At 67.0% G+C, this 13,766-nt stretch carries 14 protein-coding genes and 1 riboswitch; all 14 genes read left to right on the top strand.

Annotated elements, in window-relative coordinates; genetic code table 11:
• On the top strand, positions 1–200 hold a 200-nt coding region (locus tag ACP7DD_RS25800; RefSeq protein WP_426178170.1), incomplete at its 5' end, for a hypothetical protein.
• Positions 201–328: 128 nt separating this feature from the next.
• A complete protein-coding gene (gene cobT / locus ACP7DD_RS25805; protein WP_426178172.1) occupies positions 329–1,360 on the top strand; it encodes a nicotinate-nucleotide--dimethylbenzimidazole phosphoribosyltransferase in 1,032 nt (343 codons plus the stop codon).
• Between the two features lie 3 nt (positions 1,361–1,363).
• On the top strand, positions 1,364–2,146 hold the full coding sequence (locus ACP7DD_RS25810; RefSeq protein WP_426178174.1) for an adenosylcobinamide-GDP ribazoletransferase: 783 nt from the start codon (positions 1,364–1,366) through the stop codon (positions 2,144–2,146).
• A 3-nt stretch (positions 2,147–2,149) separates the two neighbouring features.
• Positions 2,150–2,755 (top strand): histidine phosphatase family protein, encoded by a 606-nt coding sequence (locus ACP7DD_RS25815; protein WP_426178176.1) that lies wholly within the window; start codon positions 2,150–2,152, stop codon positions 2,753–2,755.
• A 30-nt stretch (positions 2,756–2,785) separates the two neighbouring features.
• Positions 2,786–3,010, top strand: a riboswitch (cobalamin riboswitch).
• Between the two features lie 132 nt (positions 3,011–3,142).
• Positions 3,143–4,996 carry a TonB-dependent receptor domain-containing protein gene (locus ACP7DD_RS25820; RefSeq protein WP_426178178.1) on the top strand — a complete coding sequence of 618 codons (1,854 nt, stop codon included), beginning with the start codon at positions 3,143–3,145 and terminating at the stop codon, positions 4,994–4,996.
• Between the two features lie 42 nt (positions 4,997–5,038).
• Positions 5,039–6,061, top strand: a complete 1,023-nt coding sequence (locus ACP7DD_RS25825; protein ID WP_426178179.1) for a FecCD family ABC transporter permease — start codon at positions 5,039–5,041, stop codon at positions 6,059–6,061.
• 1 nt (position 6,062) lies between these two features.
• Positions 6,063–6,836, top strand: coding sequence for an ABC transporter ATP-binding protein (locus ACP7DD_RS25830; protein ID WP_426178181.1), 774 nt, complete (start codon positions 6,063–6,065; stop codon positions 6,834–6,836).
• The gene (gene cobO, locus ACP7DD_RS25835) at positions 6,833–7,459 is read left to right on the top strand and encodes a cob(I)yrinic acid a,c-diamide adenosyltransferase (RefSeq protein WP_426178183.1); all 627 of its coding nucleotides are present in this window, start codon (positions 6,833–6,835) and stop codon (positions 7,457–7,459) included. Before ACP7DD_RS25830 ends, cobO begins: the two co-directional genes overlap by 4 nt.
• A 5-nt stretch (positions 7,460–7,464) precedes the next feature.
• The gene (locus ACP7DD_RS25840) at positions 7,465–8,763 is read left to right on the top strand and encodes a cobyrinate a,c-diamide synthase (RefSeq protein ID WP_426178185.1); all 1,299 of its coding nucleotides are present in this window, start codon (positions 7,465–7,467) and stop codon (positions 8,761–8,763) included.
• The gene (gene cobU / locus ACP7DD_RS25845) at positions 8,760–9,317 is read left to right on the top strand and encodes a bifunctional adenosylcobinamide kinase/adenosylcobinamide-phosphate guanylyltransferase (protein ID WP_426178187.1); all 558 of its coding nucleotides are present in this window, start codon (positions 8,760–8,762) and stop codon (positions 9,315–9,317) included. Before ACP7DD_RS25840 ends, cobU begins: the two co-directional genes overlap by 4 nt.
• The gene (gene cbiB, locus ACP7DD_RS25850) at positions 9,311–10,267 is read left to right on the top strand and encodes an adenosylcobinamide-phosphate synthase CbiB (RefSeq protein ID WP_426178189.1); all 957 of its coding nucleotides are present in this window, start codon (positions 9,311–9,313) and stop codon (positions 10,265–10,267) included. The genes cobU and cbiB overlap by 7 nt, the downstream gene beginning before the upstream one ends.
• Entirely contained in the window at positions 10,260–11,240 is a 981-nt protein-coding gene (gene cobD / locus ACP7DD_RS25855) for a threonine-phosphate decarboxylase CobD (protein ID WP_426178191.1), read from the top strand. The genes cbiB and cobD overlap by 8 nt, the downstream gene beginning before the upstream one ends.
• Entirely contained in the window at positions 11,237–12,127 is an 891-nt protein-coding gene (locus tag ACP7DD_RS25860) for a cobalamin-binding protein (RefSeq protein WP_426178193.1), read from the top strand. Before cobD ends, ACP7DD_RS25860 begins: the two co-directional genes overlap by 4 nt.
• A gap of 25 nt (positions 12,128–12,152) precedes the next feature.
• On the top strand, positions 12,153–13,583 hold the full coding sequence (locus ACP7DD_RS25865) for a cobyric acid synthase (RefSeq protein WP_426178195.1): 1,431 nt from the start codon (positions 12,153–12,155) through the stop codon (positions 13,581–13,583).
• The last annotated feature ends 183 nt before the right edge of the window (positions 13,584–13,766 follow it).

Here is a 13,766-nt window from a genome sequence, read left to right on the forward strand (position 1 = left end):
TGGCACCTTCATCAAACGCCCACACTTATCGACTGTTAATTTTTAAAGAACTTGTTCGGTACTGCTTGCTGCCTGGCGATGAAGCGTTGTGTTCATCAGCAGCGAAGGAGGAAGAGTATGAAGCTTTTCGCTTATTTCGTCAACCCCTTATTTTTACCGCACCGTCGTTTCCGACGTCCCCAAGCTCTCGTTTTTGCTAACCAATTTCTCGGGTGGCGAACTATAGCAAACCTGCCCGCAAGCCGCAAGTAACAATTCTCGACAGTTGCTGTGCTATCTTAGGCCGGATTTTTAATTGATAACTTAATCACCCTCCAATGCGCCCACGATGATCCCTCAGCTCAGCTCCACCGCCAATCCGGCCCTCGCCGCCCGCCTCGACCATGCCATCAATAACAAGACCAAGCCTCTCGGTAGCCTTGGCGCGCTGGAAGCGCTGGCCAGGCAAATCGGCCTGATTCAAAACACCACGGCCATCAGCGTGGCGCGGCCGACCATATTGGTGTTCGCCGCCGATCACGGCATCGTCGTTGAAGGGGTCTCGGCTTATCCGCAGGAAGTGACCTGGCAAATGGTCGAGAATTTGATCGCCGGCGGCGCCGCCATCAATGTGTTCGCCGCCCAAACCGGCTGCGCCTTGCAGATTATCGACGCCGGTGTCAATCACGATTTCGGCGAGCGCGCCGGTCTGGTCGATCGCAAGCTGGCGCGCGGCACATCCAACTTCGCCCGACAACCGGCCATGAGCGAGGCGACTTGCGCGGCGGCGCTGGCGGCCGGCATGGACCTGGCTGCCGCGGTCGAAGGCAATGTCATCGGTTTCGGCGAAATGGGCATCGGCAATACCACTGCCGCCGCGGCGTTGATGCACAAGCTGTGCGCCATACCGGTAGCTCAGTGCGTCGGGGCCGGCACTGGCTTGTCGGAGGCCGGCATCGCCCACAAACAGCACGTGATCGAGCAGGCGGTGGCGCTGCACGCCGGCGTCGATGCGCCGCTCGAGGTGCTGGCCACCTTCGGCGGCCTGGAAATTGCCATGATGGCAGGTGCGATGCTGCAGGCCGCGGCGCAGCGCCGCGTGCTGCTCATCGACGGCTTCATCGTAACCAGCGCCCTGCTCGTGGCGGCGCGCCTGCAGCCGGCCATTCTCGACTATTGCGTGTTCTCGCACAGCTCGGCCGAAAACGGCCATCAGCGCATGCTGGCCGCGCTTGGCGCCACGCCTTTGCTGCATCTGGGCCTGCGGCTCGGCGAGGGCACCGGCTGCGCGCTCGCCGTGCCGCTGCTGCAGGCCGCTGTCAACTTCGTCGCTCACATGGCCACGTTCGAATCGGCCCAGGTCAGCGAAAAGGACATGTAAGCCGTGCATCAGCTCCGCCTGTTTTTCACCGCACTGCAGTTTTTCACGCGCTTGCCGATCCCGGCCTGGGTCGGTTTCGAGGCGGCCTGGCTGAACCAGGCCTCGCGCTACTTCCCGCTGGTCGGCGTGGTGGTGGCGGCGCTGACTGCCGCAGTCTACGTCGCCGCCGCGTGGCTGCTGCCTGCGCCGCTGGCGGTGCTCATCTCCACCGCCGCCGGCATCTACGCCACCGGCGCCTTTCACGAAGACGGCTTTGCCGACATGTGCGACGGCTTCGGCGGCGGCATGACGCCGGCGCGCGTGCTCGAGATCATGAAAGACTCGCGCATCGGCGCGTATGGCGCGATCGGCACCGTGTGCGTGCTGGGCCTGAAATGCGCCGCCCTCGCCCAGCTGCCGCCGCTGGCTGCAATCGGCGCCCTGTTCGTCGCCCACCCGCTATCGCGCTTGCTGGCAGCCTCGCTGATCTGGCGCATGGAGTATGCGCGCGCCGAAGGCAAGGCCAAGCCACTGGCCCAGACCATGCGCGGCGGCGAATTCGCCATCGCTGCCGCCAGCGCGCTGGCCACCATTGCGGCGGTACTGGCCGCCGGCTGGCTCGCCCCTGCCGCCGTCGGCGCCGGCGCCTTCGCAGCAATCGCCGCCACCATCTGGCTGGCCCGCATGTTCGCGCGCCGCATCGGCGGCTACACCGGCGACTGCCTTGGCGCCGTCCAGCAGGTAGCAGAAGTGACGATCTACCTGGGCGTGCTGGCCACGCTCGGTCGCGGCGCCTTCGCCAGCTGACCGATGCGGCTGATCCTTGTGCGCCATCCGGCGCCGCAGATTGCCGCGGGCCTGTGCTACGGCCGCAGCGATATCGACGTCGCCCCGGCGCTCCTGGCGGCGGCGCTGGCTACGCTCGCTGCGGCGCTGCCCGCGGATCTGGGCAGCACCACGCCGGTCTATACCAGCCCCCTGCGACGCTGCACCGCGCTGGCGCTGCCGTTGGCGGCGCAGCTGGGCATGCCGGCGCCCAGGATCGACGCCCGCCTGGCCGAGATCGATTTCGGCGACTGGGAACTGCGTCCGTGGGACAGCATCGCGCGCGCGCACATCGACGCCTGGGCGGCCGACCTGCTTCACTATGCGCCAGGCGGCGGCGAGACGGTGCTGCAGGCAGCGGTGCGGGTAGCAGGCTTTCTGCGCGAGGCGCTCGACGAGTTGCGGCGCCGGCAGCGGGCAGACGCCATCGTCGTCTGCCACGCCGGCACCATGCGCCTGCTGGCCGCCTTGCAGCCAGTGTGGGGCCGGGGCGCCGATCTGGCCGGCCCGGTGCTGGCCGCGGCGGCGTTGCGGGCGGCCGCCACACCGCACCGAATCGACTACGCCGGCACCCTCACGCTGCGATTCTGAACATTGGCGCCAACGCTGCGCCGCAAAGCCGTATAATGAAAGGGTATTGGTGCCCGCGCGTCTGTCCTGACGCGCAGTTAAACGGGAAACACGAAACCTTCTGAAAGAATGCCAACGTGTGCTGCCCCCGCAACGGTCAGCAAGTGTCGCGCAGCCGCGCGACAAGCCATCTCGGACAACCACTGTGCTTTTGCATGGGAAGGTGAGATGGTCCAACTTGCCAGCCCGGATACCGGCCAAGACAGGTGGAAGTGAGCGAACGGGATGTGCGCGACACGGACCATGCCGGCAATGCCGGCATCTCCTGCTGCATCGTCCCGTTTGGTCGCTTCTGTTCAATCTGGCCCACGGGGACGTCGGCCGGTTGCCCCTTACAGAAACCTGACTATGACTCCACGTACTTCCCGCCGCGCCGCCCTGGCGTCGCTGGCAATGGCAATGACCGCTCCGGTCGTTCATGCCGAGCCGCTCAACACAGTCCTCGTCACCGCTTCCCGCGCCCCCCAGCCGCTCGCCGAGGTGATCAGCGACAGCGTCACCATCAGCGCCGCCCAGATCGCCGAATCGGGCGCCGGTTCGATCGTCGATCTGCTGCAACGCCAGCGCGGCATCGAAGTGGCGCGCAACGGCGGCGCCGGCACCAGCTCGAGTGTCTTCATCCGCGGCGCCAACAGCAACCAGAATATCGTGCTGGTCGACGGCGTGCGGATTGGCTCGTCGACTACCGGAGCGGCCAACTGGAGCGCCATCCCGCTGGCCGCAATCGACCATATCGAGATTGTCTACGGTCCCCTCAGCTCCCTGTACGGCGCCGATGCCGTTGGCGGCGTGATCCAGATCTTCACCAAGACCGGAAAGGGCGCGCCGGCCCTCACCGCTTTTGCCGGCTACGGCAGCGACAGCACGCGCCAGGTCGACGCCAGCGTCGCGGGCGCCACCGGCGGTGCGCGCAGCTTGAGCTACGCCATCAGTGCAGGCACGGAAAAATCGGACGGCTTCTCGGCGACCCGCCCAGGCAGCAGCTCGTATAACCGCGACCGGGACGGCTACGACAAGACCAACGTCGCAGCGCAATTGCGCCTGCAGGTGGCCAGCGGCGTCGAAGTCGGCGCCCTCTTCCTGCACAGTAAGCTCGATAGCCAGTACGACAGCGGCGCGTCGGCCTACGATGTGCGCAGCGAAGCGCAGATGGCGAACGTCGCCGTGTTCGGCAAGGCGCGCCTGGCGCCATCTTGGACCAGCATGCTGCAATACGCCCAGACGCGCGACAAGGGCGTCAACTACAGCAGCGCAGCCGCATCGGGCTATTCGCGGATCGACACCACGCAAAATAGCCTGAGCTGGCAAAACGATGTGCTGATCGGCGCCGACGTCTTGCAACTGCTCTATGAACATCGCGAAGAAGAAGTGTCGACCAATGGCGCTGATGCACTCAATCGCGAGCGCTCGACCAATTCCTTCGCCGCCTCGTATAACGCGCGGCGCGGCAAGCAGCTGTTCAACGCCAGCGTACGGCGCGACCGATCCGGATACGGCGACAAGAACACCGGTTCGGTCGGCTACGGCTACAGCTTCTCGCCAGTGCTGCGGGCCACCGCCAGCTACGGCAACAGCTTCCGCGCGCCCACCTACAACGAGCTTTACTACCCGTCCTACGGCAATCCGGCCAACCGCCCCGAACAGGGCCGCAACGTCGAAACGGGCGTGCGCTACGACGATGGCGTCAATGCCCTCGGCATCAGCTACTACCGCAACCGGCTGACCGACCTGCTGGTCAACACCAACCCATGTCCGTATGGCGTGAGGGCCTATCAATTCGGCTGCGCCTACAACGTCAACCACGCGCAACTTCAAGGCGTGACGATCTCGGGCGCGACGCGCCTGGCCGGCATCGATCTTGGCGCCAGTGTAGACCTGCAGGATCCGCACGACGAAACGAGCGACAAGCGGCTGGCGCGCCGGGCGAAAAAACACGGCAGCGTGAATGCCGCCTACGTGTTTGGGGCCATCAAGGCCGGGGCCGAGCTGACCGTGTCGGGCGACCGCTTCGACGATGCCGCCAACAGGAACCGCCTCGCTGGCTACGGCCTGGTGAACCTGTACGCCACCTACGCGTTCGCACGCGACTGGTCGCTGCTGGTACGCTGGAATAACGTCGGCGACAAGCAGTACGACCTGGCGCGCAATTACGCCACCGCCGGCGCCAAGGTGTTCGCCGGCATCCGCTACGGTTATAAATAACCGCACCTGATTCAGGCCGCCCTCATTGGTAGAAAGTAGCGCATGCATTCATATTCTCGCGAGCTGCGCCGGCGCGCCAAGGTCACCCTGATCGGTCTGACCGTGTTCGCGCTTGCCAGCGTGATTTTCGCCGGTATGACAGGCTCGGTCCCGGTCGCCGTCGGCGACATGCCGGCGGCCCTGACCGATTTGCTGCACGGGCGCAGCACGACGCTGGCCGCCACCTTGCTCGAGCTGCGCCTCAGCCGCGCGGCGGTCGGCTTCGTCACCGGCGCGGCCCTGTCGCTGGCCGGCGTGATGATGCAGGCGCTGCTGCGCAATCCGCTGGCCGATCCGTATGTCCTCGGCATCCCGGCCGGCGCCTCCGTTGGCGCGCTCGCCGCGCTGCTGTTCATGTGCGCGGCATGGGTGGTCGATGCGGCCGCATTCACCGGTGCTGTCGTCGTATCGGCGGTGCTCTACCTGCTGGCGCGGCGCGACCTGCGCGGCGGCACGGCGGCCGAAGGCGGCAGCGCGCTGCTGCTGCTGACCGGCGTGATCCTGGCCTCGGCCTGCATGGCGATGGTCACCCTGATGCTGTCGATCGCACCCGACAGCCGTCTGCGCAGCATGATTTTCTGGATGATCGGCGACCTGTCGGGCGCCCCGCTGCGCATCATGCCGTGGCTTGTGCTGGCGGCGGCCCTGCTGTTCGCCCTGCGCTCGGCGCGCTCGCTGAACGTGATGGCCCTGCACGCGGAAAACGCCGCGACCCTTGGCGTTCCCGTCGGTCCCCTGCGCAAGGGCCTGTTCTTCGCTTCGGCCCTGCTGACGGCCAGTTCGGTGACGACCGCCGGTTCGATCGGCTTTGTCGGGCTGATCGTGCCGCACGCCTGCCGCTTTATCGTCGGACCCGACCACCGCATGCTGATTCCGGCGGCGACGCTGGCCGGCGGCAGTTTTCTGGTGATGGCCGACACGCTGGCGCGCATCGCCATCGCGCCGCAGCAGTTGCCGGTCGGCGTGGTCACCGCGCTGATCGGCGCGCCGGTTTTCCTGTACCAGTTGCACCGGCTGCGGAGGTAGCATGATCAGCACACACAATCTCTGTTTGAAAGCCGGCCAGCGCCTGCTGGTCGACAACTTGAACATACAGGTCGGCGAAGGCGAATGCTGGAGCGTCATCGGCCGCAACGGCGCCGGCAAGAGCACCCTGCTGCGCACCTTGGCCGGCCTGCGCAGCGCCGACGCCGGCAGTGTCGCCATCGGAGCGCTCGCGCTCGCCGACTGGCCCTTGCCGGCGCTGGCGCGTCAGCGCGCCTTCCTGGCTCAGAGCCGCAGCGACGCCTTTGCCTACAGCGTGATCGAAACGGTGCTGGCGGCGCGCCACCCCTACCACGACGACCGGTACTGGGAGGGCAGCGACGACCACGCCATGGCGCTGCGCGCGCTCGACGAGATGCAGGTCGCCGCGCTGGCCGAGCGCGACGTGCGCTCACTGTCCGGCGGCGAGCGCCAGCGGGTGGCCATCGCCGCCATGCTTGCCCAGGACACGCCGCTGCTGCTGCTCGACGAGCCGGCCAATGCGCTCGACCTGGCCCACCAGGTGTCGATCATGGCGCTGCTGGCGCGCCTGTGCCGCGAACGCAACAAGACCGTCGTCATGATCGGCCACGACCTGACCCTGGCCCACCGCGTCTCCAGCCACGCGCTACTGCTGATGGGTGACGGCAGATGGCTGGCCGGCGCCAAAGACGAGGTAATGCGGGCCGATCTGCTGGGCCCCTACCTTGGGCACCCGATCGACATCATCGAACATGCCGGCCGCAGTATTTTCATCCCTATCGAGGAGCAGCAATGAACCAGGCAAACACCCCCGAAACAGAAGCGATCAACGAGCGTCATCGCGTGCGCATGGAGCGCAAGAAGGCCATCATCGACGCCAGCATCGCCGCCGCCGACAAGGCGATCGGCATCATCATCGTCAACACCGGCAACGGCAAGGGAAAAAGCTCGAGCGGCCTTGGCATGGTGATTCGCGCAATGGGACACGGCATGAAAGTGGGCGTGGTGCAGTTCATCAAAGGCGCGATGGAGACCGGTGAAGAGCGATTCCTGCGCCGCTTCCCCGACGAGGTTCAGTTCCACGCGATGGGCGAAGGCTACACGTGGAACACGCAAAACCGCGAGCGCGACATCGAGAAAGCGCTGCTCGCGTGGGAACAGGCCAAGACGTTTCTGGCCGATCCGTCGATCGGCCTGGTGCTGCTCGACGAACTCAATATCGCCCTGAAATACCGCTACCTCGACGTCGACGTGGTGATCCAGGACCTGCTGGCGCGCCCCGCCATGCAGCACATCGTCATCACCGGCCGCGGCGCTCCGCAGGAACTGGTCGACATCGCCGATACGGTGACCGACATGGCCGTCGTCAAGCACGCCTTCAAGGCCGGCATCGGCGCCCAGACAGGCACCGAGTGGTGAGCGAGATGCACATAGAAGTCAAAGCCCTGCTGGTGACGGCGGTGGCGTCCGGCCAGGGCAAGACCAGCGTGACGGCGGCGCTGGCGCGCAAACTGGTGCGCCAGGGTCAGCGCGTGCGCGTGTTCAAGTGCGGTCCGGACTTCATCGACCCGATGATCCTCGAACGGGCCAGCGGCGCGCCGGTGCAGTCGCTCGACCTGTGGGTGGTCGGGCGCGAGGCGTGCCGCCAATTGCTCGCGCAAGCGGCCAGCGAATCGGACGTGATACTGATCGAAGGCGTCATGGGACTGTACGACGGCGCCCCTTCGTCGGCCGACCTGGCGCGCGAGTTCGGCGTGCCTGTCATGGCGGTCATCGACGCCGCGGCGATGGCGCAGACCGCGGGCGCGCTGGCGCACGGCTTGCGCGACTACGGTCCGGTCGCTATGGCGGGCGTGGCCGCCAACCGCGTCGCCAGCGTGGGGCACGCGCAGATGGTCGCCGCCTCGCTGCGCGACATTGCGTTGCTGGCGACGCTGCCGCGGCAGTCCGCGGCGCTGCCCGAGCGCCACCTCGGGCTGGTCGTGCCCGGCGAAGTGGCGGCGATCGACGCCCTGCTCGACACGCTGGCCGATCAGCTGGTGTTCGCGGCCGATGCTTGGGAAGCGCTGCCGCCGGTGCGCATCGAGCTCGGCGCCATGCTGCCCGCGGCGGCGCCGTTGCTGGCGGGGAAGACCATCGCCATCGCGCGCGACGCCGCCTTCCTGTTTATTTATCCGGCCAACCTGGACACGCTGCGCCAGCTCGGGGCTGATCTGTGCTTCTTTTCGCCGCTGGCGGACCAGCCGGTGCCGGCCGAGGCGGACGCCGTGTATCTGCCGGGCGGCTATCCGGAGCTGCACGGTGAGGCGCTGTCGAATGCAGCACAGTGGCGAACGTCGATCCGTGCGGCCCACGGCGCCGGCATGCCCATTCTTGCCGAGTGCGGCGGCATGATGGCGCTGGCCGATGTGCTGACCGATCAATCGGGGGCAAGCTGGCCGATGGCCGGCCTGCTTGCCGGCGCCGTCGGCATGCAGGAGCGCCTGGCGGGACTGGGCTCGCAAGCCTTGGCGACCGCGCAGGGCGAGCTGCGCGGACACACCTTCCACTATTCGGCGCTGACTACCGCGCTCACGCCGAGCGGGCACACGGTCAAGCATCCGTCGGGGGCGGCGGGCGAGGCGCTGTATCGCGTCGGTTCACTTACCGCCTCGTATTTTCACGCCTACTTTGCGTCCAACGCGCCGGCAGTGGCGGCGATGTTGTCGCGGCAGAGCGCATGACGCACACCCTGGTACTGGGCGGCGCCCGTTCCGGCAAGAGCGCGTACGCCGAACGGCTGGCCCTCGCCTCGGGCAAGCAGGTGATCTACCTCGCCACCGCCAGCGCCGGCGACGGCGAGATGGCCGCGCGCATCGCACACCACCGCGCGCGCCGCCCAGGCGGATGGACCACCGTGGAAGAGCCGGTGGCGCTGGGCGATCAACTGCTGCGCTGGTCCTCGCCCGAGCGCCTGATCATCGTCGACTGCCTGACGCTGTGGCTGAGCAATCTGTTGTTTAACGCCGGCACCGCGTATCCGGAGGTCGGCGAACTCGAACTGCCGGCGCTGTTTTACCAACAGAGCGACCGGCTCGAGCGCGCCTTGGCCCAATGCGCCGGCGACGTCGTGCTGGTGTCGAACGAGATCGGCCTGGGACTCATGCCGATGGGCGCGATATCGCGCCGCTTCATGGATGAACAGGGACGCCTCAACCAGGCGATGGCGGCGCTATGCGAGCGCGCCCTGTTCGTCGCCGCCGGTCTGCCCCTGATCCTCAAAGGCGATCGATGCTGAGCGGACTTGATCTGACGACGCTGGCCGTGCTGATGGCGGCCGGCGTGCTGCTCGACCTGTTGCTAGGCGAAGCGCGACGCTGGCATCCGCTGGCTGGCTTTGGCAACTGGGCGATGTGGCTGGAGCGGAGCCTCAATCGGGGCAGTTGCCGCCACTGCCGCGGCGCGCTCGCATGGCTACTGGCGGTGGCGCCGCCGACGGCCATCGCGCTGGCCCTGCTGCTGCCGAGCGCATTTTGGCTCACATGCTGCGTCCACGCGATCCTTCTCTATCTGTGCCTGGGCCTGCGCAGTCTGCGCGAGCACAATTTGCCGATTGCCGATGCCCTGGCGCGAGGCGACCTGGCGGCGGCGCGCCAGCTCACCGCGCGCATCGTCAGCCGCGACACCAGCGGCTCGAGCGCCACGGCGCTGGCCAGCGCAAGCGCCGAGTCGCTGCTGGAAAACGGCAATGATGCGGTGTTCGGCACGCTGTTCTGGTTTGCCGTGGCGGGCGCGCCGGGCGCCGTGCTGTATCGCGCGGCGAACACGCTCGACGCCATGTGGGGCTATCGGACCGTGCGCTACCTGCGCTTCGGCTGCGTGGCGGCGCGCCTCGACGACGCCTTCAATTTTCTGCCGGCGCGCCTCACCGCGTTGTCGTACACGTTGCTGGCGCAGGGCATGCGGGCCAAACTGCGCGCGTGGCACTGCTGGCGCGCGCAGGCGCCTCTGTGGAGCAGTCCGAACGCCGGCCCCGTCATGGCAAGCGGCGCCGGCGCTCTCGGCATCGCGCTTGGCGGCACCGCCGTCTACGATGGTGAAGTCGAGCAGCGCCCGCCACTGGGCCAGGGCGCCGTCGCTACCGGCGCCGACATTGCCCGCGCCTGGCAACTGGTGGCACGCACGACGGCGCTTTGGCTCACCGTTTTTCTGGCGCTCGCCGCGCTCGCGCAGTTGGCCCATGCTTGAACATGGCGGCAATCTGCGCGACGCCGGCCGGCGCTTCGGCAGCCATGAATGGGTCGATCTGTCGACGGGAATCAATCCGCACTGGTATCCGGCGCCCGTCGTGCCCGGAAATGCGTGGCATCGCTTGCCGGAAGCCGATCCCGCGCTGGCCGAGGCGGCATGTGCGTTTTATGGCGCGGCGCTGATGCTGCCGGTGGCCGGCACCCAGGCCGCCATCCAGGCCTTGCCGCGCCTGCGCATGCCATCGCGCGTGACGGTAGCCGCGCCGTCCTATGCCGAACACGCGCATCACTGGGCCGCGCACGGTCACACGCTGACCCAGACGCCGTTCGCCGAACTCGATGCGGCGCTGGCGCGCAGCGACGTCATGGTCGTGTGCAATCCGAACAATCCGACCGGCGCCACCGTGCCGGCGCCGCAACTGTTGGCGTGGGCCGATACGCTGGCCGCGCGCGGCGGCTGGCTGGTGGTCGACGAAGCGTTCGGCGACACCGCCCCGCAGCAAAGCATCGCCGCCCACGGCGGCCGGCCCGGCATCATCGTGCTGCGCTCGATCGGTAAATTCTTCGGCCTGGCCGGCATCCGGCTTGGCTTTGTCGCCGCCGAACAGTCCCTGTTGACGCGGCTGGGCGATGAGCTGGGGCCGTGGACCATCAGCGGGCCAGCCCAGCACATCGCCCTGGCGGCGCTGCGCGACGAGGCGTGGCAGCGCCAGAACCGCGCCGCGCTGGCGGCATCCGGCGCGCGCCTTCAAACGCTGCTCCGGCAGGCCGGCATCAGCTCCTCCGGCACGCCGCTGTTTCAATGGTGGCCCGAGCCGTACGCGGAAGCGCTGTGGCGGCACATGGCCGAACGCGGCATCTGGGTACGCCTGTTCGAGCATGCCGCGCGCGGCATCCGCCTCGGCCTGCCGGCCGACGAAGCCGCATGGCAGCGGCTGCAAACCGCACTTCATGAATGGACCCTACGATGACCCATACCTCCCCCCTGATCGCCATGCTGCTGCTGGCGGCGGCGACAACCACACACTGCGCCGCCGCTGACATCACCGTGCGTGACGACGGCGGCAATCTCGTCACGCTGAAAAATCCGGCGCGGCGCATTGTCTCGCTCGCCCCTCACGTCACCGAGCTGCTGTACGCGGCCGGAGGCGGCGACAAGATCGCCGGCGCCGTCAGTTACAGCGACTACCCCGAGGCAGCCAAGCTGCTGCCGCGGGTGGGCGGCAACCGGCAGATCGATATCGAAAGAGTTATCGCCTTGCAGCCGGACCTGATTGTGGTCTGGATGCACGGCAGCTCGCACCGCCAGATCGATACGCTGCGCAAGCTGAATGTGCCGATTTACGAAAGCGAGCCGAAAAAACTCGACGACATTGCCGACAGCCTGCTGCGGCTTGGCCGGCTGATGGGCACCGACAGCGCCGCCATTGCCGCCGCCGCCGAGGTTCGGGGCGGCTTCGCCGCGCTGACGAGAAAATACGGCAGTCGCGCACCGGTGCGCATGTTTTACCAGGTGTGGGACAAGCCGCTCTACACCTTGAGCAATGGCTCGATCGTCAGCGACGCCATGCGCCTGTGCGGCGGCGTCAACATCTTCGGCGATCTGCTCGTCACGGCCCCAGTGGTGAGCACCGAAGCGGTGCTACAGGCCGATCCCGAAGCGATCTTCGGCACCAGCGAAAAGAACTACGGCGGCGTCAATCTATGGCGCCCGTACGCCGGCATGCAAGCGGTCAAGCGCGACAATCTGTTTACGCTCGATGGCGAACTGCTCAACCGCGCCGGTCCGCGGATGGTGGCCGGCACCGCGGCCTTGTGTGAAAAACTCGAACTGGCGCGTCAGCGTCGCGGCCGCTGACGTGGTGCTGCCCTGCCAGACCCTGATGGTCCAAGGCACCACTTCGGACGCCGGCAAAAGCACGGTGGTGGCGGCCTTGTGCCGCCTGCTCAAGCGCGAAGGCGTGCTCGTGGCGCCGTTCAAGCCGCAGAACATGGCGCTCAACAGCGCGGTGACGGCCGACGGCGGCGAAATTGGCCGCGCCCAGGCTTTGCAGGCGATTGCCGCCGGCGTGGCGCCGACCACCGACATGAACCCGGTGCTGCTCAAGCCTTCCAGCGACACCGGCGCCCAGGTGATCATCCACGGCAAAGTGCGCGCCGACATGAACGCGCGCGACTACCACCATTACAAGCCTATCGCCATGCGGGCGGTGCTCGAATCGCATGCGCGCCTGTGCGCGCAGTATGAGTGCATCGTCGTCGAAGGCGCCGGCAGTCCGGCCGAGATCAATCTGCGCGAACGCGACATCGCCAACATGGGTTTCGCCGAAGCGGTCGACTGCCCGGTAGTGCTGGTGGCAGACATCGACCGCGGCGGCGTGTTCGCCCACATCGTCGGCACGCTGGCGTGCTTGTCCGAGAGCGAACGGGCGCGCACCATCGGCTTTGTGATCAACCGCTTCCGCGGCGATATCACGCTGCTCCAGCCCGGCCTCGACTGGCTGGAGGCGCAAACCGGCAAGCCGGTGCTGGCGGTGCTGCCCTACTTGCACGGCTTGTTCCTCGACGCCGAGGATGCGGTGCAAGCGGTGCAGGCCACACGGGGCAGCTTTCGCGTCGTCGTACCCAGCTTGCCGCGCATGAGCAATCACACCGATTTCGACGCCTTGCGCGCTCATCCCGACATCGACCTGCTCTTCGTGCGCGAGGGTGAACAGATCCCCGACGCGGACCTGATCATCCTCCCGGGCAGCAAGCATACGCGGGCCGACCTGGCATGGCTGCGCGCCCAGGGCTGGCAGGCGCGCATCGCCCGTCACTTGCGCTACGGCGGCAAGGTGCTCGGCATCTGCGGCGGTTTTCAGATGCTGGGAACGAGCGTGATCGATCCGCTTGGCGTGGAAGGCAGCGCCGGCGCCTCGCCCGCGCTGGGACTGCTCGACATGGTGACCGACATGGGCACCGAAAAGCACTTGAAGCTGGTGCATGGCTACTGCGCTTTCGATGCCGGCAATGCTCCGGTGAGCGCTTACGAAATACATATGGGGACCTCGCGCGGCGCTGCCTTCGCACTGCCGGCGTTCACCATCGACGGGCGCGCGGAAGGCGCGCGGTCGGCGGACGGACAGATCCTGGGAACCTACCTGCACGGGCTGTTCGATACGGCCGCGGCGTGCGATGCACTGCTGCGCTGGGCGGGACTCAATTCGAACGCGAGCGTCGATACCGCCGCCCTGCGCGAGGCCAGCATCGACCGCATTGCCGACGCTGCCCAGCCCTTGCTCGATGCATTGCGCGCGCTGGGCGCCAGGTAATTCGACCGTTCCGGGCCGTCGGCGGGGCTGGCAAAAACACGCCACCCCAATTTCTCCGCCTTTGCACACACCACCAGACGAAAAAAAACCCCAGCATTTCTGCTGGGGTTTTTCTCTTATAACTAGCCTGACGATAACCTACTTTCACACTGGTTGCAGCACTATCATCGGCGTAATATCGTT

The organism is Massilia sp. TWR1-2-2 (assembly GCF_049897565.1).
GTDB lineage: Bacteria > Pseudomonadota > Gammaproteobacteria > Burkholderiales > Burkholderiaceae_D > JAFCUW01.